This window comes from Streptomyces sp. NPDC042100 (assembly GCF_055582325.1).
Window position 1 is genome coordinate 1 of sequence record NZ_JBVJDK010000030.1, and the last position, 21,096, is coordinate 21,096.

A 21,096-nucleotide genomic window follows, 5' to 3' on the forward strand; every position below is an offset into this window, starting at 1 on the left:
AGGTCGTCCCACATGAACCAGAAGCGGTCCTGGCCGGGCGTACCGAAGAGGTACAGGATCAGGTCCTGGTCCAGGGTGATGCGGCCGAAGTCCATCGCCACCGTGGTGGTGGTCTTGCCCCCGGTGTGCGTGAGGTCGTCGATGCCCGCCGAGGCGGAGGTCATCACGGCCTCGGTGCGCAGCGGGTTGATCTCGGAGACCGCGCCGACGAACGTGGTCTTGCCCACGCCGAAGCCGCCCGCCACCACGATCTTCGCGCTGGTGGTGGAGCGACCCTGAGTCGCGGAACCGCCGTCAGAGCTTGCGAAGTCCACTGAGCACCCTTTCCAGGAGCGTTACGTCCGGCGTGCCGCCGGCCTCTCCGTTGCCCGGCTGGTGGATCGCCACCATGCCCGCCTCGGCCAGGTCGGCGACGAGGATGCGGGCCACACCGAGCGGCATCGACAGGAGCGCGGAGACCTCCGCCACCGACTTCACCTCGCGGCACAGGTGGCAGATCCGCTGGTGCTCGGGGAGCAGGGTGGCCAGATGCGCCGGGTCGGCCGTGGTGCTGACCAGCGCCTCGATGGCGAGCTGGTAGCGCGGCCGGGTCCGGCCGCCGGTCATCGCGTACGGACGGACCAGCGGCTGGTCGCCCTCAGCTCCGTAGCCGTCGTCTATCGACGCGCCATACGGATCGTGAGAGGCGGGGGGCGGGGTCATGAATCCTCCGGGCGTGACAGCAGAGACTTCTGCCGTCTGATGGGGCCGGTGGGGGGCCGGATGGGGCGGCCGGACGGTGAACGGTCCGGGGGCGGCGCGGAGGGGCGCACCGCCCTGCGGTCGGTCTGGGTTCGACTACGAGGTCGGCGCCCGCTCAGTGGAGCAGGCTGCCCTGGAGCTCGGCACGCAGGTCCGGGGTGAGGACCGTGCCGGCCCGGTCCACGAGCAGCGCCATCTCGTAGCCCACGAGGCCGATGTCGCACTCGGGGTGCGCGAGCACGGCCAGCGAGGAACCGTCGGAGACGGACATGAGGAAGAGGAAGCCGCGCTCCATCTCCACCACCGTCTGGGCGACGGGGCCACCCTCGAAGATCCGGGACGCCCCCGCGGTCAGCGAGGTCAGTCCGGACGCGACCGCCGCCAGCTGGTCGGCACGGTCGCGGGGGAACCCTTCGGACATGGCAAGGAGCAGTCCGTCGGCGGAGACCACCACCGTGTGCGACACCCCGGGGGTGTTGTCCACGAAGTTGGTGATCAACCAGTTCAGATTCTGCGCCGCCTGGCTCATCGCGCTCAACTAACGCTCCTGCTGGTGGGTCGGACCGAGGTCGTGGGAACCCGTGGTCGAGTTACCGGCCTGTCGGCCCTGCTGGATACCGCGGCGCAGATTCGTGAGCCGGCCGCGGACGTCGTCGGGTGCGCGGGAGACCTGGGGGCCGGCCGACTGGGCCTGCTCCTGGGCGGTCCCGGGCACGAGGTTGGCACGCGGCACCCGCCGCGGCAGCCCGGAGGTGGTGACACCGCCGGCCGCGGGCTTGCGCACCCGCTCGGCCTGGCGCACCAGCTCGTCGTTGGGCGAGGTGCGCCAGGCGCCGCCCCGCTGCTGCTGTGCCTGCTGCTGCGTCTGCTGCGGGCCCTGCTGCTGCGGGGCCGTGGCGACGGGCTGCGGGGGGACACCCTGGCCCGGCTGCCGGGACGGCAGGGGCGCCTGGGCCTGGGGCTGGGCCGGAGCCTGCTGCTCCTGGCCCTGCTCCTGGCGGAACCAGTTGGTCTCCAGGGTGTCGTACAGGGGGGTCCGCACCTCGCCGCCGGAGCTGGGCGCGGGCGGCAGGGCCTCCGGCTGGCGCGGCTGCTGGAGCTGCGGCTGCTGCGGCTGCTGGGGCTGCTGCGGCTGCCGCTGCTCCAGCGGGGCCTGCTGCTGGGGCGCCTGCGGGGCCTGGGCCTGCGGGACGAACGGCTGGTGGCCGTACGCCTGCTGCGGCTGGTGGGCCTGCGGGACCTGCGGCTGGTGGGCCTGCGGGACCTGCGGCTGGTGGGGCTGCGGGACCTGCGGGACCTGCGGGGCACCGAAGTCGGGGCGCGCGAACTGCCCGGTGGGGCCGGGGCCTTGCGCGTCGGCGAAGTCGGGGCGCGCGAACTGCCCGGTGGAGCCGGGGCCCTGCGCGTCGCCGAAGTCGGGGCGCGGGAAAGGCGCGGTGGCCGCCGGGTCCTGGACGCCGCCCTGGTAGCCCTGGGGCGCCTGCGGCTGCTGGGGAGCCTGGGGCTGCGGGGCGCCGAAGTCGGGGCGCGGGAACTGGCCGGTGGAGCCGGGCCCCTGCGGGAAGCCGGGCTGCGCGTAGCGGCCCGTGTCCGGCTCCTCGTGGCCACGCGGCGCGTCCAGCGGGGTCATGTCCTGCTGCGGGCGCCGGACCGGCTGCGCCGGCTCGTTGCCCCAGCTGGTGACCTGCGGGCGCTGCGGCATCGGGTTGCCGCCCGGCAGCTCGGCGCGCGGGAAACCGCCCTGCGGCTGCTGCGGCGCCTGGGGCTGCTGGGGCTGCGGGACCTGGGGCTGCTGGGCCTGCGGCTGCGGGGCCTGGGGGACCTGAGGCTGCGGGACCTGCGGCTGCGGGGCCTGCTGGCCGCCCCAGACGTCCGTACGCGAGGGGATCGCGCTGTGCGCGCCGCCGACGAAACCGCCGGGCGCGCCCGCGCCGAGCCCCGGACGCTGCTGCGGCTCGGGCCGCTGCCCGTCCTGCGGGATCTGCGGGAGCCGCTCCGTCTGCGGGCCCTGGGCCTGCGCGGGGAGCTGGCTGCGCTCCTGGAAGAGGTTCGGGCCCTGCGGACCGCCCTGGCCCTGCTGCCCGCCGGGGCGCTGGGCGCCGTCGCGGCCGGGCAGCGCGGTGCGCGGACCGGGGCCGCCGGGGAGCCGCCCGCCGGGAGCGCCCGGAGCGCCGCCCGGACGTCCGCCGGGGGCGCCGGCCGCGCCGGGACCGCCGGTGAGCAGGCCGCCGGGGGCGGACTGGCCCTGCGGCATGGCGCCCGGGCCGCCGGCGCCGGGCTTCGGCGCGGGCTTCTTGCCGCCGTGGGCGACGTCGACCGGGAGCATGACGAGCGCGGTGGTGCCGCCCGAGTCGGACGGGCGCAGCTGGATCCGGATGCCGTGCCGCAGGGACAGGCGGCCGACCACGAACAGACCCATGCGGCGGGAGACCGAGACGTCCACGGTGGGCGGCGAGGCGAGCCGCTCGTTGATCGCGGCGAGGTCCTCGGGGGAGAGGCCGATGCCGGTGTCGTGGATCTCGACCAGCACCCGGCCGTCGGGCAGGGCGTGACCGGTGACCTTGACCTTGGTCTGCGGGGAGGAGAACGAGGTGGCGTTCTCCAGCAGCTCGGCGAGGAGGTGCACGAGGTCGTTGACGACGCGGCCGGCGACCTCGGTCGCGGGGACCGAAGCGAGCTCGATGCGCTCGTACTGCTCCACCTCGGAGGCGGCGGCGCGGAGCACGTCGACCAGCGGGACCGGGCGGGTCCAGCGGCGGCCCGGCTCCTCGCCGGCGAGGACGAGGAGGTTCTCGCCGTTCCGGCGCATACGGGTCGCGAGGTGGTCGAGCTTGAACAGCGAGGAGAGCTGGTCCGGGTCGGCCTCGCGGGACTCCAGCTCGGAGATGAGCGAGAGCTGACGCTGGATGAGGCCCTGGGAACGGCGCGAGAGGTTGGTGAACATCGCGTTGACGTTGCCCCGGAGGAGGGCCTGCTCGGCGGCGAGGCGGACCGCCTCGCGGTGCACGTCGTCGAAGGCCGCGGCCACCTGGCCGATCTCGTCCCGGGAGTGCACACCGACGGACTCGACAGAGGTGTCGACGTCCTGCGGGTCGGACTCGGAGAGCTGCTTGACCAGCTCGGGCAGGCGTTCCTGGGCGACCTTCGTCGCGGTGTCCTGGAGCCGGCGCAGCGAGCGGATCATGGACCGGGCCACGACGAAGGCACCGACCAGGGAGACGCCGAGGACGAGGAGGATCAGCGCACCGTTGATGATGGCCTCGCGCTGCGACTCCTGGCGCAGCTCGCGGGCCTTGCTCTCCATCTCGCCCAGCAGCGTGGCCTCGATGGTGTTCATGGCGTTGATCTTCGTGCCGTACTCGTCGGTGAAGTTCAGGTGACCGCGCTTGACGCGGTCGGACATCCCCCGGTCCGACTGGAGGACCCGCTCGGTGTACTTGTCGGCGGCCTCGATGTTCGGGTTGCCGGAGGTCAGCGCGGCGGTCAGCTCGTCGGCGTTGCCGCCCGTCGACTCGTAGATCGACTGGAAGGTCTTGAGCTCGACGCCCTCGGAGTTCAGCGCGGCCTCGCCGTAGAGGCGGTCACCGAGCTGGAGGCTGCCGGACTGGCTGTCGCTGGCGGGCAGCGCGGCGGCGATGATCGCCTGCTGGATGGAGGCGTACTCCTTGGCGGACGAGAACGCGGCGAGCGCGCGGGTCCGCTTGATCATCTCCGGGTTGCTGGTCGCCTGCGCCATGTCCTGGGACAGGCTGAGCAGCGAGCGGATCAGGCGGCTGTACGCCTCGACCGTCACCGAGTGGGCGATCTTCTTCTCGTACGCGGCGCCGCGGATCGCGCCGAGCTGGCTGACCTGCGAGGCGATCTGGCTGACGTTCTGCCGGATGCTGCGCAGCGACTCGTCGTCCTCGGTGGCCGGGATGTCGTTGGTCGCGTCGAGGAACGCCTTGTACGCGCGGTCGGTGCGCTGGCGCGGGTTGGAGACCTGGTAGTCGGAGGCCGACTTGCCGTTGGCCAGCGGGCCGGCCGACAGGTCGCGCTCGGTCTGGAGGGCCTGCGCGAAGTCGGTGGCCTCCTTGGTCAGCTTGGTGAGCAGCTGCATGTGGTCGAGCTGCTGCATGTCGTCGAGCGACTCGCTGATACGGATGCCGCCGAGGCTGGTCGCCGCGACCACGGGGAGGGTCAGCAGGGCCACCAGGCGGGTGGAGATGCGCCAGTTGCGCAGGGCTATTCGGGGCCCGACCTCGTTCTCCGAGCCCGTCTTGGCGGGTGCGGGCTGCTCGGCGGACGCCTCGGCGGCGCCGCGCGCGCCGGTGCCGCCGGCGTCGGGGCCGCCGTTCTTGTCGCCCGGTCCCGGGTTCGGCTGCGGGGCGGAGGAGCCGTGCGGGGCTCCGGCACGCGGATCCTGCTCGGCGGGAGCTTCCCCTCGGCCCTCACGGGCCTGGGAAGAGCCCGTGCCATCCCTCTTGAAACGTCCCTGCACTAGCGTCGCAACCTCTGGACCAGGCGTCCTTCCGGGTGAACGGAGAGGACGGTGTCGGCTTCGTGGGGCGCAGGCGCGCCCCAGTGGTGGTCGTAGGTGACCGGCGCAGATCCCCCTTTCCCGCCACTCGGCCGGCGCTGTGTCGCGCCTCCTGCGCGCCGGCTTGCAAACCCGCGGCGGTGCGGGAATTCCAGCACAGTGCCGGATCTCCAACAAGAGCTGTAGGGCGTGGCGCGAAGGGGATGACAACGTGTGAACGGCGTGTCACCCCATGTAGAAGATGATCACGGAGGAATCGGACGTATCGCACCGAAGGGGCGAGGTGGTCCGGGTGTCCCAGTCGCCATGATCAGGAGCGGAATGGATCATTCAATGGCGGAATGTCCGTTTCGGTGACGACGCATGGCGGTGCGTAATGCCCTATTTGTTCTCGCATGGGTGAGCAAACTCACACGTAGTTCGTTGGATCCGCCAGGCATTCGAAGGGAATTGCATGTTTAGCCTGACGCTTTACAAAATGGGCGGTGCACCCCCAGCCCCTCCCCAGACAAGGGAACCGAGACCGCGATGAACACGACGCCCGTACTCCGCACCACGGCCAACCCCCGCCGCGCCACCCTCGCCCATCTTGAGGACGCCGCCCAGCTGAGCCGCGGCGCCCAGCCCGAGTACGCCGTCCAGCTCCCGGCCCAGACGGCCAACCCGCGCCGCACCATCCTGATGGTCGCCCCGGAGCCGTACCGCCCCGAGCGCTAGTCACCGGCGGTGCGGGCCGCACCGGCCCGTACCGGCCGCCCGGCGGTATTCCCGCAGGGCCGGGCCCCTCGCCGCGTTAGCCTGGAGCGTCAGACTCCAGCCAGTAGCAAGTGAGGGGCGACAGCACTCGTGCGCATCGCCAGATTCTCCATCGACGGCAACGTCGCCTTCGGCGCGGTCGAGGGCGAGGGGACCGTCGAGTCCGGCGGCCTGGTCCTCGACATCATCAAGGGCATCCCGTACACCGACTTCGAGCTGAGCGGCACCAAGGTCCCGCTCAGCAAGGTCCGGCTCCTGCCGCCCGTGCTCCCCAACAAGGTCGTGGCCATCGGCCGCAACTACGCGGAGCACGCCAGGGAACTCGGCAACGAGGTCCCCGAGCTCCCGGTGACCTTCTTCAAGCCCACCACCTCGGTGATCGGCCCCGGCGACGCCATCGAGTACCCCTCCTTCTCCGAAGAGCTGCACCACGAGGCCGAGCTGGCCGTGGTCATCGGCCGCATGTGCCGCGAGGTGCCCCGCGAGCGCGTCAAGGACGTCGTCTTCGGCTACACCTGCGCCAACGACGTCACCGCCCGCGACGTCCAGAAGCGCGAGCTCCAGTGGGCCCGCGCCAAGGGCTTCGACACCTCCTGCCCGCTGGGCCCCTGGGTGGAGACCGGCCTGACCCCGGCCGCCGCCGGCGACCTGACCATCCAGGCCACCGTCAACGGCGAACAGCGGCAGCTCGGCCGCACGAGCGACATGATCCGCTCCATCGAGGACCTGGTCGTCCACATCACCGAGGCCATGACGCTGCTCCCGGGCGACGTCATCCTCACCGGCACTCCCGCCGGGGTCGGCCCCCTCAACGTCGGCGACGAAGTCGCCGTCACCATCGAAGGCATCGGCACTCTCACCAACAAGGTGATCAAGCGTGGCTAACGCGATCCGCGTACGTTTCTGTCCCTCCCCGACCGGCAACCCCCACGTGGGCCTGGTCCGCACCGCCCTCTTCAACTGGGCCTTCGCCCGGCACAACCAGGGCACGATGGTCTTCCGCATCGAGGACACCGACGCGGCCCGCGACTCCGAGGAGTCGTACGACCAGCTGCTCGACTCCCTGAAGTGGCTCGGCCTCGACTGGGACGAGGGCCCCGAGGTCGGCGGTCCGCACGCCCCGTACCGCCAGTCGCAGCGCATGGACATCTACAAGGACGTCGCCGACAAGCTGCTCGCCGGCGGCTACGCGTACCCCTGCTACTGCACCGCCGAGGAGCTCGACGAGCGCCGCGAGGCCGCCCGCGCCGCCGGCCGCCCCTCCGGCTACGACGGCCACTGCCGCGACCTCACCGCCGAGCGGAAGGCCGCCTACGAGGCCGAGGGCCGCACGTCGATCGTCCGCTTCCGGATGCCCGACGAGCCGATCACCTTCACCGACCTGGTCCGCGGCGAGCTCACCTTCACCCCGGAGAACGTGCCGGACTACGGCATCCTCCGGGCCAACGGCGCCCCGCTGTACACGCTGGTCAACCCGGTCGACGACGCCCTGATGGAGATCACCCACGTCCTGCGCGGCGAGGACCTGCTCTCCTCCACCCCGCGCCAGATCGCGCTCTACAAGGCGCTGATCGAGCTGGGCGTCGCCAAGGAGATCCCCGCCTTCGGCCACCTGCCGTACGTGATGGGCGAGGGCAACAAGAAGCTCTCCAAGCGCGACCCGCAGGCCTCGCTCAACCTCTACCGCGAGCGCGGCTTCCTCCCCGAGGGCCTGCTGAACTACCTCTCGCTGCTCGGCTGGTCCTTCTCCGCCGACCGGGACATCTTCACCATCCCCGAGATGGTCGAGAAGTTCGACATCGCGGACGTCAACGCCAACCCGGCCCGCTTCGACCTCAAGAAGGCCGAGTCGATCAACGCGGACCACATCCGCATGCTCGACGTGAAGACCTTCGCCGAGGCCTGCGAGCCCTGGCTGGCGGCCCCGCACGCGAACTGGGCCCCCGAGGACTTCGACCGCGCCGCCTGGGAGGCCATCGCGCCGTACGCCCAGACCCGCCTCACCGTCCTCTCGGACATCACGGCCAACGTCGACTTCCTCTTCCTGAAGGAGCCGGTCTCCGACGAGGCGAGCTGGACCAAGGCCATGAAGGAGGGCTCCGACGCCCTCCTCGTGACCGCCCGCGAGAAGCTGGACGCGGCCGACTGGAACGACCCCGAGTCGCTCAAGAACGCCGTCCTGGCCGCCGGCGAGGCCCACGGCCTCAAGCTCGGCAAGGCGCAGGCCCCGGTCCGCGTCGCCGTCACCGGCCGCACGGTCGGCCTGCCGCTCTTCGAGTCGCTGCAGATCCTGGGCAAGGAGAAGACCCTCGCCCGCGTCGACGCGGCCCTCGCCAAGCTGGCCGGCTGACACCCTTCCGTACGCCCTCGGGGGCGGCGCCCGGATTCCTCCGGCCGCCGCCCCCGAGGCGTTCCGGGCCCGGAAACACCCGGCCGTGCCCCTCGTCACGGCGGTACGGTCGGGGCATGGGCATCCGCGCCGTCCTGTGGGACATCGACGACACGATCTTCGACTACGCGAGCGCCGACCACGAGGGAATGCGCGCACACCTCGCCGCCGAGGGCCTCGCGGGCGGCCACGAGACCGTCGAGGGGGCCCTGGCCCGCTGGAAGGAGCTCACGACGCTGCACTGGCGCCGCTTCGAGGCCGGCGGGGTGGACTTCCTCGACCAGCGTCGCGACCGGGTCCGCGACTTCCTCGGACGCCCCGGACTGGACTCCGCCGAGGCCGACGCCTGGTTCGAGCGCTACCTCGCCCACTACGAGGCCGCCTGGGAGCTCTTCCCGGACGCCGTGCCCGCGCTGGACCTGCTCGCGGGGGAGTACCGGCAGGCGGTCCTGTCGAACTCCAGCATCCACAACCAGGAGCGCAAGCTGCGCGTCCTCGGGGTGCGCGACCGCTTCGAGGCCGTCCTGTGCGCCGCCGAGCTCGGGGTCGCCAAGCCCGCCGCCGGGGCCTTCCACGCCGCCTGCGACGCCCTGGGCCTGCCGCCCGAGCAGGTCGCGTACGTCGGGGACCAGCCCGACATCGACGCCCGGGGCGCGGTCGAGGCGGGGCTGCGGGGCATCTGGCTGGACCGCGCGGACACCGGCGGACGCCCCGAGCTGACCCGCGTCACCGACCTCCGCCAGCTGTCCCGGGTCCTGCGGGGGGATACGCGTTTTGGAGCACCGTCCACCTTCGGGTAATGTTCTTCCTGCGCCGAGGGAAACGGGCCGAAAGGCCGGAAAGCCCCGGAAGCGCAAGCCGAGCAAGATCCTCTCTGTGGAGAGGTCGCGCCCCGGTGGCCTATGGTGTAATTGGCAGCACGACTGATTCTGGTTCAGTTAGTCTTGGTTCGAGTCCAGGTAGGCCAGCTCGCAGAGCTCATCTGCAAAACCGTGGATGGCATCCACAAAGCCCCCGTTGTGTAGCGGCCTAGCACGCCGCCCTCTCAAGGCGGTAGCGCCGGTTCGAATCCGGTCGGGGGTACAGATCCTTCCCGCGGGATCACTTGGGTAGCTCCCGGTGAACCCGATGCAGGATCGCTAGGGCCCCCGTTGTGTAGCGGCCTAGCACGCCGCCCTCTCAAGGCGGTAGCGCCGGTTCGAATCCGGTCGGGGGTACGGTGTAACCACCATGGCCTATGGTGTAATTGGCAACACTACGGTTTCTGGTACCGTCATTCTTGGTTCGAGTCCAGGTAGGCCAGCTCGCAGAGCTTATCTGCATCGCGGATCTGATCCGCAAGGCCCCCGTTGTGTAGCGGCCTAGCACGCCGCCCTCTCAAGGCGGTAGCGCCGGTTCGAATCCGGTCGGGGGTACGCACGAGGAAGCCCTTCCCTTCGGGGGAGGGCTTCTTCGCTGTTCGGGTTTCCGGTAGGTACAACTCCGGCCCACCGCTGCGGCGTTGGAGCGGTGGGCCGGTACGAACGGACGGCCCGGGAGCGGGCCGGGGGAGGGGTCAGCCGTTGCGGCGCAGGGCCTCGGAGAGGCGCGCGGCCGCGTCGATGACCGCCTGGGCGTGCATCCGGCCCGGGTGGCGGGTCAGGCGCTCGATCGGGCCGGAGACCGACACGGCGGCCACCACCCGGTTCGAGGGGCCGCGCACGGGCGCGGAGACGGACGCGACACCCGGCTCGCGCTCGCCGATCGACTGGGCCCAGCCGCGGCGCCGTACGCCCGACAGGGCCGTCGCCGTGAAGCGGGCGCCCTGGAGGCCGCGGTGCAGCCGCTCGGGCTCCTCCCAGGCCATCAGGATCTGCGCGGACGAACCGGCCTTCATGGTCAGCGTCGAGCCGACCGGGACGGTGTCCCGCAGTCCGGACAGCCGCTCGGCCGCCGCCACGCAGATGCGCATGTCGCCCTGGCGCCGGTAGAGCTGCGCGCTCTCGCCGGTGACGTCGCGCAGATGCGTCAGCACCGGCCCGGCCGTCGCCAGCAGGCGGTCCTCGCCGGCCGCGGCGGCGAGCTCCGACAGCCGCGGTCCGAGGATGAACCGGCCCTGCATGTCGCGGGCCACCATCCGGTGGTGTTCCAAAGCCACGGCGAGACGGTGTGCCGTGGGTCGTGCGAGTCCCGTCGCCGCGACCAGACCTGCGAGGGTGGCCGGACCGGACTCCAGGGCGCTCAGGACAAGGGCTGCCTTGTCGAGAACGCCTACGCCGCTAGAGTTGTCCATGCAACGATATTCGCGTCTCACTCTGTGAAACGCAAGTTCAATTTTCCGAGGAACTTGTCACTCTGGTGGGGCGGCCGCACAACGGCTCGCCAAACGGGTCTCTAGTGGTGCCGGCGCACGCCGCCGGCCGGAGGGAAAGCGATGGGTAGGACACTCGCGGAGAAGGTCTGGGACGACCATGTCGTCCGGCGCGCCGAAGGCGAGCCCGACCTCCTCTTCATCGATCTGCACCTGCTGCACGAGGTGACCAGCCCGCAGGCCTTCGACGGGCTCCGGCAGAACGGCCGGCAGGTGCGGCGCCTCGACCTCACCATCGCGACCGAGGACCACAACACCCCCACCCTCGACATCGACAAGCCGATCGCCGACCCGGTCTCCCGCGCCCAGCTGGAGACCCTGCGGAAGAACTGCGCCGAGTTCGGCGTCCGGCTGCACCCGCTCGGCGACGTCGAGCAGGGCGTCGTCCACGTGGTGGGACCCCAGCTGGGCCTGACCCAGCCGGGCACCACCGTGGTCTGCGGCGACTCGCACACCTCCACCCACGGCGCCTTCGGCGCGCTGGCCTTCGGCATCGGCACCAGCCAGGTCGAGCACGTGCTGGCCACCCAGACGCTGCCGCTGGCCCGCCCCAAGACCATGGCCATCACGGTCGACGGGGAGCTGCCCGAGGACGTCACCGCCAAGGACCTGATCCTGGCGATCATCGCCAAGATCGGCACCGGCGGCGGCCAGGGCTACATCCTGGAGTACCGGGGCTCCGCCATCGAGAAGCTCTCGATGGAGGCCCGGATGACCATCTGCAACATGTCGATCGAGGCCGGCGCCCGCGCGGGCATGATCGCCCCCGACGCCACCACCTTCGACTACCTGAAGGGCCGCGCCCACGCCCCCGAGGGCGAGGACTGGGACGCCGCCGTGGCGTACTGGAAGACCCTGAGGTCCGACGAGGACGCCGTCTTCGACGCCGAGGTCGTCATCGACGCCGCCGCGCTGGCCCCCTTCGTGACCTGGGGCACCAACCCGGGCCAGGGCGCGCCGCTTTCGGCGAACGTCCCCGACCCCGCTTCGTACGATGACGCTTCGGAGCGCCTGGCCGCCGAAAAGGCGCTGGAGTACATGGGGTTGACCGCCGGGCAGCCGCTGCGGGACATCAAGGTCGACACCGTCTTCGTGGGCTCCTGCACCAACGGGCGCATCGAGGACCTGCGCAACGCGGCCTCGCTGCTGGAGGGCCGCAAGGTCGCCGACGGCGTCCGGATGCTGATCGTCCCCGGCTCCGTCCGGGTCGCGCTCCAGGCCGTCGAGGAGGGCCTGGACAAGGTCTTCAAGGAGGCCGGCGCCGAATGGCGGCACGCGGGCTGCTCGATGTGCCTGGGCATGAACCCCGACCAACTGGCCCCCGGCGAGCGTTCCGCGTCGACCTCCAACCGCAACTTCGAGGGCCGGCAGGGCAAGGGCGGGCGCACCCATCTGGTCTCCCCCCAGGTCGCCGCCGCCACGGCCGTCCTGGGCCACCTGGCCTCCCCGGCCGATCTGTCCGACGTCGCCACCACCGCGGGGGTCTGAGGAACCATGGAAGCATTCACCACCCACACCGGCCGGGCCGTCCCGCTGCGCCGCGGCAACGTCGACACCGACCAGATCATCCCGGCGCACTGGCTCAAGAAGGTCACCCGCGACGGCTTCGAGGACGGCCTGTTCGAGGCCTGGCGCAAGGACGAGCAGTTCGTCCTCAACCGCCCCGAGCGCCAGGGTGCCACGGTCCTGGTCGCCGGCCCCGACTTCGGCACCGGCTCCTCCCGCGAGCACGCCGTCTGGGCGCTCCAGAACTACGGCTTCAAGGCGGTCATCTCCGCCCGCTTCGCCGACATCTTCCGGGGCAACTCGCTGAAGAACGGCCTGCTGACCGTGGTCCTGCCGCAGGAGACCGTCGACGCCCTCTGGGAGCTGACCGAGGCCGACCCGACCGCCGAGGTCACCGTCGACCTGGAGGCCCGCAAGGTCGTGGCCCCCGGGATCGACGCCGACTTCGAGCTCGACGAGAACGCCCGCTGGCGGCTGCTGAACGGCCTGGACGACATCAGCCTCACCCTTCAGAACGAAGCGGACATCGCGTCCTACGAGGCGGCTCGACCGGCCTTCAAGCCCCGTACAATTACGGTCTGAGCAGCGCTTTTCCAAGACTGCGCCCCCCACCGCCCGGTGGGGGGCGCAGTCGCTTGTTGAGACCCCGTCGGGCGACAACTCGCCCTAGATGGCACAATCGGTGCATGGAACGCGACAGCCAACTCAAGCTCTACGAGGCAGTCGCCGCCCGATTGAAGGAAGCGCACACAAGAGTGCGCTCACTGCAAGTCCCGGAGGGCGTAAGGATGGCGCTGTCCCGGAAGCTGCTGGTCATCACGGCTGCGGCGAAGCACGATCTCTCGGACGCGGCAACGCGTCTGGACCGGTTGATGAAGGACCTCGACGAGGGCCGATTCCCTGAAGACGACTGACACCAGGAACTCCGCAACGTGCTTCCACGTTGCGGCACTAGGGTGATTAGCCCGTTTCGTGTTTGATTTGCGGTATATACATGCCTAACGTGCGAAATAGCTTGAACACTTTCGTTCCGGCAATGTCTCCGAAGGGGAAGACGTGAACAAGGCGCAGCTCGTAGAAGCGATTGCCGACAAGATGGGTGGCCGGCAGCAGGCCGCCGACGCCGTCGACCACGTGCTGGACGCCATCGTGCGTGCCGTGGTCAGCGGGGACCGGGTCTCGGTCACCGGCTTCGGCTCGTTCGAGAAGGTCGACCGTCCGGCCCGTTACGCGCGCAACCCGCAGACGGGTGAGCGCGTCCGGGTCAAGAAGACCTCCGTTCCGCGCTTCCGCGCGGGTCAGGGCTTCAAGGACCTGGTCAGCGGCTCGAAGAAGCTCCCCAAGGGCGGCGAGGTCTCCGTCAAGAAGGCCCCCAAGGGCAGCCTGACCGGCGGCGCGGCCTCCGCGACCGTCAAGAAGGCCGCGGCGAAGAAGGCCACGACCGCCAAGAAGGCCGCCGCGAAGAAGGCGACCCCGGCCAAGAAGACCACGGCCGCCGTGAAGAAGGCCACCACGGCGAAGAAGACCACCACGGCGGCGGCGAAGAAGGCCACCACCGCGGCGAAGAAGACGACCGCGGCCGCGAAGAAGGCGACCCCGGCGAAGAAGGCGACGGCCACGGCCAAGAAGACCGTCGCCAAGAAGACCGCGCCGGCGAAGAAGGCCACCGCGAAGAAGGCGCCCGCCAAGAAGACGACGGCGCGCAAGACCACCGCGAAGAAGGCCACCGCGAAGAAGTAAGGCGGCAGCTGCTCACCCGCCGGGCCGGGCTCCCTCCTGGGGAGCCCGGCCCGCGGCGCGTCCGCTCAGAAGGTCTGCAGGGTCACCAGCGTGATGTGCCGGTCCGTGCCCTCGCCCGCCGTCTCGATCCGCACCCGCTGCCCCGGACGCAGCAGCCGCAGCCCGCCCGCCGCGAAGGCCTCGGCCCCGAAGTCCACCGGGGTGCCGTCGTCGAGCAGCACACTGCCGCTGCGGGTCTCGGGGTCGTACGTGTACGCGGTCGCCTGCATGGTCCGCAGCCTATCCGGCCGCGCCCACCCAGCGGGCCGCCGTCCGGGGGCCCACGCCCAGCGCCAGCGCCGCCGCCAGATCCTCCCCGGTGTCCACGTCCCGGCGCACGGAATCCACCCCGGCCAGCCGGATTTCCACCGCCCCCGTGGACAAATGCCGCAGGCGCGAAGCGCCTCCGAATGCCGGTTCCAATTCCGTACCCGAGCCCGCCGAGAGGAATGTCGTACCTATTTCGGCGGCATCCGCGAGAAATGCCCGAGGGAATTGCCCGGCGGCCTCCAGGACCCGGCCCAGGTCCACGGGACGCAGCGCCGGCAGGTCCGCGTTGAGCGCCGCCACCGCCGCCCTCGGCCGCCCCGCCCGCACCGCCCGGGCCCCGTGCGCGAGCGCCGCGTTGAGCCCGCCGCCCGGCACGTCGGGCACGATCCGGGCCCCGAGCGCCGCCAGCGCCCCGGCCGCCGCCGGATCGTCCGTGACGACCACCACATCCCGTACCGCCGCGCAGGCCAGCACCGCCGCCACGGTGTCCTCGGCGAACGCCAGGGCCAGCCGGGGCCGCAGCCGCCCGGCGGCCACCGGGGCCAGTCTGCTCTTGGCGCGCGCCAGCGGCTTCAGGGGGACGAGCAGGGACCAGCCGTCGGCGGCGGTATCGCCGGGGCGGCCGGCGGCGGAGTTCCTCATCGGGCCCCATTCTGTCCCGCTCGCGCGAGGGGGCCGAGCCCCGGGGCGTACGGTGTCCTCGACAGACCAGGAGCGGGGAGTGACACTTGACCCCCTGCGAACCAGTCCCGGAGAAAGGTGTCCGAGTGCCCCGCCGCAGAATCGGCTTCTGGTACCGCCTCGCGGCGGTCATCGCCAAACCCCCACTGGTGGTTCTGTTCAAGCGGGACTGGCGCGGGACGGAACACATTCCCGCCGACGGCGGATTCATCACCGCCGTGAACCACAACTCCTACCTGGACCCGCTGTCGTACGCGCACTACCAGTACAACACCGGGCGGGTGCCCCGCTTCCTCGCCAAGGCGGGCCTCTTCAAGGGCTTCGTCGGCACCATGCTCACCGGCACCGGCCAGATCCCGGTCTACCGCGAGACCACCAACGCCCTGGACGCCTTCCGGGCCGCCGTGGCCGCCATCGAGCGCGGCGAGTGCGTCGCCTTCTACCCCGAGGGCACCCTCACCCGCGACCCCGACATGTGGCCGATGGCCGGCAAGACCGGCGCCGCCCGGGTCGCGCTGCTGACCAGAGCGCCGGTCATCCCGGTCGCCCAGTGGGGCGCCAACCTGGCGATGCCGCCGTACGCCAAGGAGAAGAAGTTCCGGCTCTGGCCGCGCAAGACGCTCATCGTGCAGGCCGGTCCGCCCGTGGACCTCTCCCGCTTCCACGACCTCGAACCCACCCCCGAGGTGCTGCGCGAGGCCACCGAGGAGATCATGGCCGCCATCACCCGCCTCCTGGAGGAGGTCCGGGGCGAGCAGGCGCCGGCCGAGCCGTACGACCACCGCAAGGCCCGGCTGGAGCAGCGGCGCAAGGCCGCGGAGAAGGGCGAGAAGTGACCAAGGCAGCCGTCTTCGGCAACGGATCCTGGGGCACGGCCTTCGCCATGGTGCTCGCCGACGCGGGGTGCGAGGTGAGCCTGTGGGGCCGCCGCGCCGCCCTCGCCGACACCATCAACGCCACCGGGACCAACCCCGACTACCTGCCCGGGGTCGAACTCCCCAAGGGCATCACGGCCACCGCCGACCCGGCCGAGGCCGCCCGCGACGCCGACTTCACGATCCTCGTCGTGCCCTCGCAGACCCTGCGCGAGAACCTGGCCGCGTGGAAGCCGCTGCTCGCCCCGCACACGGTGCTCGTCTCCCTGATGAAGGGCGTCGAACTCGGTACGGCCGAGCGGATGAGCGAGGTCATCCAGGAGGTCGCCGAGGTCCCCGCCGAGCGCGTGGCCGTCCTCACCGGACCCAACCTGGCCAAGGAGATCGCCGCCCGGCAGCCCGCCGCCGCCGTCGTCGCCTGTGTCGACGAGACGGTCGCCCAGCGCTTCCAGGCGGCCTGCATGACGCCGTACTTCCGCCCGTACACCAACACCGACGTCGTCGGCTGCGAGCTCGGCGGGGCGGTCAAGAACGTCATCGGGCTCGCCGTCGGCATCGCCAACGGCATGGGCCTCGGCGACAACTCCAAGGCCACGCTCATCACCCGCGGCCTCGCCGAGACCACCCGCCTCGGCCTCGCCATGGGCGCCGACCCGCTGACCTTCTCCGGTCTCGCGGGCCTCGGCGACCTCGTCGCCACCTGCTCCTCGCCGCTCTCCCGCAACAACACCTTCGGCACCAACCTGGGCCGGGGGATGACGCTGGAGGAGACCATCGCGGCCACCAAGCAGACCGCCGAGGGCGTCAAGTCCTGCGAGTCCGTGCTCGATCTGGCCCGGCGGCACGGTGTCGACATGCCCATCACCGAGACGGTCGTGTCCATCGTCCACGACGGCAAGCCGCCGGTCGTCGCCCTCAAGGAACTCATGTCCCGCAGCGCCAAGGCGGAACGGCGCTAGGACCTGTCGTCACCCGCCCGTCGCCGCCCGGAGGGCGGTCTCGCGGCGTCAGGCGCGTGCACGCCGTCGCGGGGCGGGCGGGAGGGTGACGACGGGTCCCGGCGGCCACGGCTTGACCCGTACGCGCGCGGGGGCAGCGGGGCGCTCAGGAGTTCGGACGTCGCAAGGTACGCTCAACGCGATATGAGCGAGAACACCCAGAGCCCCCGCAAGCCGCGCGTGGCCGTCGTCTTCGGCGGACGCAGCTCCGAGCACGCCATCTCCGTCGTCACCGCGGGCGCCGTCCTCGGCGCCATCGACCGGGACAAGTACGACGTGCTGCCCCTCGGCATCACCACCGACGGGCGCTGGGCGCTGACCGCCGACGCCCCGGAGCGGATGGCCATCGCCGACCGCGCGCTGCCGAGCGTGACCGACCTTGCCGAGTCCGAGACCGGCGGCGTGGTCCTCTCCGTCGACCCGGCCAGCCGCGAGGTCGTGTACAACGAGCCCGGCGCGGTGCCGAAGGCCCTCGGCGAGGTCGACGTCGTCTTCCCCATGCTGCACGGCCCGTACGGCGAGGACGGCACCCTCCAGGGCCTGCTGGAGCTCTCCGGCGTCCCGTACGTCGGCGCCGGCGTCCTCGCCTCCGCCGTCGGCCAGGACAAGGAGTACATGAAGCGGGTCTTCGTCTCCTTCGGCCTGCCGGTCGGCCCCTACGAGGTCATCCGGCCGCGCGAGTGGGAGCAGAACCCCGCGGCCGCCCGCAAGAAGATCGTGGAGTTCGCCGCCGAGCACGGCTGGCCGCTCTTCGTGAAGCCCGCCCGAGGCGGCTCCTCCATGGGCATCACCAAGGTCGACGACCTCTCCGGCCTGGACGAGGCCGTCGAGGAGGCCCGCCGGCACGACCCGAAGATCATCGTCGAGTCGCTGATCCGGGGCCGCGAGATCGAGTGCGGCGTCCTGGAGTTCGAGGACGGCCCGCGCGCCAGCGTGCCCGCGGAGATCCCGCCGGTCACCGACCACGACTTCTACGACTTCGAGGCCAAGTACATCGACTCGGCCTCCGGCATCGTGCCCGCGCCGATCGGCGACGAGGCCACCGCCGAGATCCAGCGCCTGGCGATCGCGGCCTACGAGGCCGTGTCCTGCGAGGGCCTGGTGCGCGCCGACTTCTTCCTCACCGAGGACGGCGGCTTCGTCATCAACGAGATCAACACCATGCCCGGCTTCACGCCCATCTCCATGTACCCGCGCATGTGGCGGGAGAGCGGCGTGAGCTACCCGGAGCTGGTCGACCGGCTCATCCAGGCCGCGCTGAACCGCTCCACGGGCCTGCGCTAGCGGCGCCCTCGGGGCCGGCTCCCGGAGCCGGCCCACCGGGCCCTAGAGGCTGGCGGGCACGGCCTTCCGCACCGGGGCGGCGAGCTCCGCGAGCGGGCCGACGTCGTGCGCGTACCGCTCGTCCAGCGTCACCTCGACGTACGCCTCGCGGTACGTCGTGGTGAAGCGGGGGCCGTCGTCCGCGCGCCGCTCGTAGAGCCAGTTCACGCCGTTCGCGTCGATCCCCTGTGCCTGCGGATCGTTCATCTTTTCGGGCCGGGGGACCCCGCAGCGCAGTACGATCGCCGCATCCCCCCACGCGGCGGTCAGCTCGGAGTCCGGCTCGGTGCCGGAGCGCTCCAGACCCGCCACGGTGCCGGGCAGCTCCTTCGCGAGCGAACGGCAGACGGCGGCCTCGGCCGCCGGCGGGCTGGGAACCGGGACCGACGCCTTCGTGTCCGGAGTGGAACAGCCCGCGACGGCCAGCAGCAACAGGGCCGCGGCGGCGGAAGCGGGCAGACCGAAGGGCCGGTGGGAAGACATCACCGGCCTAGGGTAGACGGGGGCTAGATATGCACGACCGGGCAGGTGAGGGTGCGCGTGATGCCGTCCACTTGCTGGACCTTGGCGACCACCATGCGGCCCAGCGCGTCCACGGTGTCTGCCTCCGCCCGCACGATCACGTCGTACGGTCCGGTCACGTCCTCCGCCTGGATCACCCCCGGGATCTTGGCGATGGTCTCGGCGACGGTCGACGCCTTGCCCACCTCGGTCTGAATAAGGATGTACGCCTGTACCACGGAACCTCCAGGGCGGCCACGAGGATCTTGTGGGAGAAAGAGACGCCACGGTACCGCGTCGCCTCGCGCCGCGGGGAGACCTGCGCGCCCCAAGGCGCTCGCAGTGTGGCGTACGCACGTAAGAAGTTGACGGTCTACTTGACGGTATCCGGCACGGTGACGGCCCGCGACCCGCAGCGCGAGGAGCTGCGGAGCGGCGCGGCGGCCGGCACGACGACACGAGGTGAGACGCGGTGAAGGGCACAGTCGGAGAACTGGGCGAGTTCGGGCTCATCAAGGAGCTCACCTCCCGGCTCACCGCCACCCCGGCGGTACGGATCGGACCCGGCGACGACGCCGCGGTCGTCTCCGCCCCCGACCGGCGGGTGGTGGCCAGCACGGACATCCTGCTCGAAGGGCGCCACTTCCGCCGCGACTGGTCGACGGCGTACGACGTCGGCCGCAAGGCCGCGGCCCAGAACCTCGCCGACATCGCCGCCATGGGCGCCGTGCCCACCGCGCTGCTCCTCGGCCTGGTCGTCCCCGCCGAGCTCCCCGTCACCTGGCCCACCGAGCTCATGGACGGCCTGCGCGACGAGTGCCAGGTGGCCGGCGCGGCCGTCGTCGGCGGCGACGTGGTCCGCGGCGACACGATCATGGTCTCCATCACCGCCCTCGGCGACCTGCGCAACCAGGACCCGGTGACCCGCGGCGGCGCCCAGCCCGGCGACGTCGTCGCCTACACCGGCTGGCTCGGCTGGTCCGCCGCCGGCTACGCGGTGCTCTCCCGGGGCTTCCGCTCCCCGCGCGCCTTCGTCGAGGCGCACCGGCGCCCCGAACCCCCGTACCACGCGGGCCCCGCGGCCGCCGGGCTCGGCGCCACCGCCATGTGCGACGTCAGCGACGGCCTGATCGCCGACCTCGGGCACATCGCCGAGGCCAGCAAGGTCCGCATCGACCTGCGCTCCGGGCTCATCGACATTCCCACCCAGATGAACGACATCGGCCAGGCGGTCGGAGTGGACCCGCTCCAGTGGGTGCTCACCGGGGGAGAGGACCACGCCATCGTGGCCACCTTCCCGCCCGACGTGAAGCTGCCCGCCCGCTGGAAGGTCATCGGCGAGGTCCTCAACCCCTCGGCGCTGCCCCAGGTGACCGTCGACGGCGCCCCCTGGCACAGCGTGGGCGGCTGGGACCACTTCGGGGAGACCGAGTGACCTCCCGGACCCCGCTGGTGCTCACCGTCGCCGGATCCGACTCCGGCGGCGGCGCGGGCGTCCAGGCCGACCTGAAGACGATGCTGGCGCTCGGCACCCACGGCATGAGCGTGCTCACCGCCGTCACCGCGCAGAACTCGGTGGGCGTCCAGGGCGCCTGGGAGCTCCCCGAGGAGGCCGTGCGGGCGCAGTTCCGGTCCGTGGTGGACGACATCGGCGTCCAGGCCGTGAAGACCGGGATGCTCTCCTCCGCCGCGCTGGTGCGGACGGTCGCCGAACTGCTCGCCCCGGTCGGCGTGCCCGTGGTCGTGGACCCGGTCGGCGTCTCCAAGCACGGCGACCCGCTGCTCGCCGCCTCCGCGCTCGACTCCGTCCGTACGAAGCTGCTGCCGGTCGCGACCGTCGCCACCCCCAACCTGGACGAGGTGGCGCAGCTCACGGGCCTGGTCGTGGCGGACGAGCCCGGGATGCGGCGGGCGGCCGACGCGATCCTGGCGTACGGGCCGCGCTGGGCGCTGATCAAGGGCGGCCACCTGCCCTCCGGCGAGCAGGCCGTGGACCTGCTCACGGACGGCGCCGAGGAGCACTGGCTGCGCGCCCCGCGCCACGACAACCGGCACACCCACGGCACGGGCTGCACGCTCGCCTCGGCGGTCGCGGCGGGCCTCGCCAAGGGGCTGGACGTGCCGGCGGCGGTGCGGGAGGCCAAGGAGTACGTGACGGGGGCGATCGCCGCCGGCTTCGCGCTGGGCGCGGGCATCGGCCCGGTCGACCACGGCTGGCGCTTCCGGGACTGAGGGGCCCACGGGCGGCCGGGGCTGAGGGCCCACGGGCGGCCGGGGCTGAGGGCCCACGGGCGGCCGGGGCTGTCCCCGGGCATGGCAAAAGGCCGGTTCACCGAGGTGAACCGGCCTTTCAAGGCAACCGCAGGGGCTGCGCTACGACGTGACGTCGGCGGGATGACCCCCCGCTG

The 21,096-nt window shown here is 71.8% G+C and carries 23 protein-coding genes and 5 tRNA genes; 19 read left to right on the forward strand and 9 right to left on the reverse strand.

What is annotated here, in order from left to right; genetic code table 11:
• The 4 genes from ACZ6J5_RS35740 to ACZ6J5_RS35755 form a co-directional block, all read right to left on the reverse strand.
• On the reverse strand, positions 1–314 hold a 314-nt coding region (locus ACZ6J5_RS35740), incomplete at its 3' end, for a GTP-binding protein (protein WP_469398125.1).
• On the reverse strand, positions 295–702 hold the full coding sequence (locus ACZ6J5_RS35745) for a DUF742 domain-containing protein (RefSeq protein WP_128978535.1): 408 nt from the start codon (positions 700–702) through the stop codon (positions 295–297). The genes ACZ6J5_RS35745 and ACZ6J5_RS35740, both read right to left, overlap by 20 nt.
• A 154-nt stretch (positions 703–856) precedes the next feature.
• Complete coding sequence (locus tag ACZ6J5_RS35750; RefSeq protein ID WP_046905435.1) at positions 857–1,270, reverse strand: roadblock/LC7 domain-containing protein; 414 nt, start codon at positions 1,268–1,270, stop codon at positions 857–859.
• A gap of 9 nt (positions 1,271–1,279) precedes the next feature.
• Complete coding sequence (locus ACZ6J5_RS35755; protein ID WP_469398126.1) at positions 1,280–5,221, reverse strand: sensor histidine kinase; 3,942 nt, start codon at positions 5,219–5,221, stop codon at positions 1,280–1,282.
• A gap of 567 nt (positions 5,222–5,788) precedes the next feature.
• Here ACZ6J5_RS35755 and ACZ6J5_RS35760 point away from each other — a divergent pair.
• The 9 genes from ACZ6J5_RS35760 to ACZ6J5_RS35800 all read left to right on the forward strand — a co-directional run bounded on the left by ACZ6J5_RS35760 (position 5,789) and on the right by ACZ6J5_RS35800 (position 9,820).
• Positions 5,789–5,977 carry a hypothetical protein gene (locus tag ACZ6J5_RS35760; protein WP_469398127.1) on the forward strand — a complete coding sequence of 63 codons (189 nt, stop codon included), beginning with the start codon at positions 5,789–5,791 and terminating at the stop codon, positions 5,975–5,977.
• Positions 5,978–6,106: 129 nt separating this feature from the next.
• The gene (locus tag ACZ6J5_RS35765; protein ID WP_469398128.1) at positions 6,107–6,901 is read left to right on the forward strand and encodes a fumarylacetoacetate hydrolase family protein; all 795 of its coding nucleotides are present in this window, start codon (positions 6,107–6,109) and stop codon (positions 6,899–6,901) included.
• On the forward strand, positions 6,894–8,366 hold the full coding sequence (gene gltX / locus ACZ6J5_RS35770) for a glutamate--tRNA ligase (protein WP_469398129.1): 1,473 nt from the start codon (positions 6,894–6,896) through the stop codon (positions 8,364–8,366). The genes ACZ6J5_RS35765 and gltX overlap by 8 nt, the downstream gene beginning before the upstream one ends.
• 116 nt (positions 8,367–8,482) lie before the next feature.
• Positions 8,483–9,205 (forward strand): HAD family hydrolase, encoded by a 723-nt coding sequence (locus ACZ6J5_RS35775; protein WP_469398130.1) that lies wholly within the window; start codon positions 8,483–8,485, stop codon positions 9,203–9,205.
• A gap of 96 nt (positions 9,206–9,301) precedes the next feature.
• Positions 9,302–9,373, forward strand: a tRNA-Gln gene (locus tag ACZ6J5_RS35780).
• A gap of 42 nt (positions 9,374–9,415) precedes the next feature.
• Positions 9,416–9,488: transfer RNA gene (locus tag ACZ6J5_RS35785), tRNA-Glu, on the forward strand.
• A gap of 61 nt (positions 9,489–9,549) precedes the next feature.
• Positions 9,550–9,622 (forward strand) — tRNA-Glu (locus ACZ6J5_RS35790).
• A 14-nt stretch (positions 9,623–9,636) separates the two neighbouring features.
• Positions 9,637–9,708, forward strand: a tRNA-Gln gene (locus tag ACZ6J5_RS35795).
• Between the two features lie 39 nt (positions 9,709–9,747).
• Positions 9,748–9,820, forward strand: a tRNA-Glu gene (locus ACZ6J5_RS35800).
• 140 nt (positions 9,821–9,960) lie between these two features.
• On the opposite strand, the gene ndgR is transcribed toward ACZ6J5_RS35800, so the two are convergent.
• Positions 9,961–10,677 (reverse strand): IclR family transcriptional regulator NdgR, encoded by a 717-nt coding sequence (ndgR, locus tag ACZ6J5_RS35805; RefSeq protein ID WP_017235973.1) that lies wholly within the window; start codon positions 10,675–10,677, stop codon positions 9,961–9,963.
• Positions 10,678–10,818: 141 nt separating this feature from the next.
• Here ndgR and leuC point away from each other — a divergent pair, with 141 nt between their 5' ends.
• The 4 genes from leuC (at position 10,819) to ACZ6J5_RS35825 (ending at position 14,001) form a co-directional block, all read left to right on the forward strand.
• On the forward strand, positions 10,819–12,243 hold the full coding sequence (leuC, locus tag ACZ6J5_RS35810) for a 3-isopropylmalate dehydratase large subunit (RefSeq protein ID WP_469398131.1): 1,425 nt from the start codon (positions 10,819–10,821) through the stop codon (positions 12,241–12,243).
• A 6-nt stretch (positions 12,244–12,249) separates the two neighbouring features.
• Positions 12,250–12,843 (forward strand): 3-isopropylmalate dehydratase small subunit, encoded by a 594-nt coding sequence (gene leuD / locus ACZ6J5_RS35815; RefSeq protein ID WP_469398132.1) that lies wholly within the window; start codon positions 12,250–12,252, stop codon positions 12,841–12,843.
• Between the two features lie 104 nt (positions 12,844–12,947).
• The gene (locus ACZ6J5_RS35820; RefSeq protein WP_469398133.1) at positions 12,948–13,175 is read left to right on the forward strand and encodes an SCO5555 family protein; all 228 of its coding nucleotides are present in this window, start codon (positions 12,948–12,950) and stop codon (positions 13,173–13,175) included.
• Between the two features lie 142 nt (positions 13,176–13,317).
• Positions 13,318–14,001, forward strand: coding sequence for an HU family DNA-binding protein (locus ACZ6J5_RS35825; RefSeq protein ID WP_469398134.1), 684 nt, complete (start codon positions 13,318–13,320; stop codon positions 13,999–14,001).
• A gap of 65 nt (positions 14,002–14,066) precedes the next feature.
• Here the strand turns inward: ACZ6J5_RS35825 and ACZ6J5_RS35830 are convergent, their stop codons facing one another.
• Both ACZ6J5_RS35830 and cofC read right to left on the reverse strand, forming a co-directional pair.
• On the reverse strand, positions 14,067–14,270 hold the full coding sequence (locus tag ACZ6J5_RS35830) for a hypothetical protein (RefSeq protein WP_469398135.1): 204 nt from the start codon (positions 14,268–14,270) through the stop codon (positions 14,067–14,069).
• A gap of 10 nt (positions 14,271–14,280) precedes the next feature.
• Positions 14,281–14,952, reverse strand: a complete 672-nt coding sequence (gene cofC, locus ACZ6J5_RS35835) for a 2-phospho-L-lactate guanylyltransferase (RefSeq protein WP_469398136.1) — start codon at positions 14,950–14,952, stop codon at positions 14,281–14,283.
• Positions 14,953–15,077: 125 nt separating this feature from the next.
• On the opposite strand from cofC, the gene ACZ6J5_RS35840 reads away from it, so the two are divergent.
• The 3 genes from ACZ6J5_RS35840 (at position 15,078) to ACZ6J5_RS35850 (ending at position 18,148) form a co-directional block, all read left to right on the forward strand.
• Positions 15,078–15,827 carry a lysophospholipid acyltransferase family protein gene (locus ACZ6J5_RS35840; protein WP_469398137.1) on the forward strand — a complete coding sequence of 250 codons (750 nt, stop codon included), beginning with the start codon at positions 15,078–15,080 and terminating at the stop codon, positions 15,825–15,827.
• Positions 15,824–16,825, forward strand: coding sequence for an NAD(P)H-dependent glycerol-3-phosphate dehydrogenase (locus ACZ6J5_RS35845; protein ID WP_469398138.1), 1,002 nt, complete (start codon positions 15,824–15,826; stop codon positions 16,823–16,825). The genes ACZ6J5_RS35840 and ACZ6J5_RS35845 overlap by 4 nt, the downstream gene beginning before the upstream one ends.
• A 183-nt stretch (positions 16,826–17,008) precedes the next feature.
• A complete protein-coding gene (locus ACZ6J5_RS35850) occupies positions 17,009–18,148 on the forward strand; it encodes a D-alanine--D-alanine ligase family protein (protein WP_469398139.1) in 1,140 nt (379 codons plus the stop codon).
• A gap of 42 nt (positions 18,149–18,190) precedes the next feature.
• Here ACZ6J5_RS35850 and ACZ6J5_RS35855 read toward each other — a convergent pair whose 3' ends face one another.
• Together ACZ6J5_RS35855 and ACZ6J5_RS35860 are read right to left on the reverse strand one after the other, a co-directional pair.
• Positions 18,191–18,670, reverse strand: coding sequence for a DUF3515 domain-containing protein (locus ACZ6J5_RS35855; protein ID WP_469398143.1), 480 nt, complete (start codon positions 18,668–18,670; stop codon positions 18,191–18,193).
• A 23-nt stretch (positions 18,671–18,693) separates the two neighbouring features.
• Complete coding sequence (locus ACZ6J5_RS35860; protein ID WP_356697866.1) at positions 18,694–18,927, reverse strand: Lrp/AsnC family transcriptional regulator; 234 nt, start codon at positions 18,925–18,927, stop codon at positions 18,694–18,696.
• A gap of 105 nt (positions 18,928–19,032) precedes the next feature.
• Between ACZ6J5_RS35860 and ACZ6J5_RS35865 the strand changes: the two genes are divergently transcribed.
• Genes ACZ6J5_RS35865 through thiD form a run of 3 tightly spaced genes read left to right on the forward strand, consistent with a single transcriptional unit; the run spans position 19,033 to position 20,920 of the window.
• Positions 19,033–19,164 carry a hypothetical protein gene (locus ACZ6J5_RS35865; protein ID WP_362475702.1) on the forward strand — a complete coding sequence of 44 codons (132 nt, stop codon included), beginning with the start codon at positions 19,033–19,035 and terminating at the stop codon, positions 19,162–19,164.
• Positions 19,161–20,123, forward strand: coding sequence for a thiamine-phosphate kinase (locus tag ACZ6J5_RS35870; RefSeq protein ID WP_362475700.1), 963 nt, complete (start codon positions 19,161–19,163; stop codon positions 20,121–20,123). Before ACZ6J5_RS35865 ends, ACZ6J5_RS35870 begins: the two co-directional genes overlap by 4 nt.
• Positions 20,120–20,920: a bifunctional hydroxymethylpyrimidine kinase/phosphomethylpyrimidine kinase gene (thiD, locus tag ACZ6J5_RS35875; RefSeq protein WP_469398140.1), complete on the forward strand. Its 801-nt coding sequence runs from the start codon at positions 20,120–20,122 to the stop codon at positions 20,918–20,920. Before ACZ6J5_RS35870 ends, thiD begins: the two co-directional genes overlap by 4 nt.
• Positions 20,921–21,096: the final 176 nt, after the last annotated feature.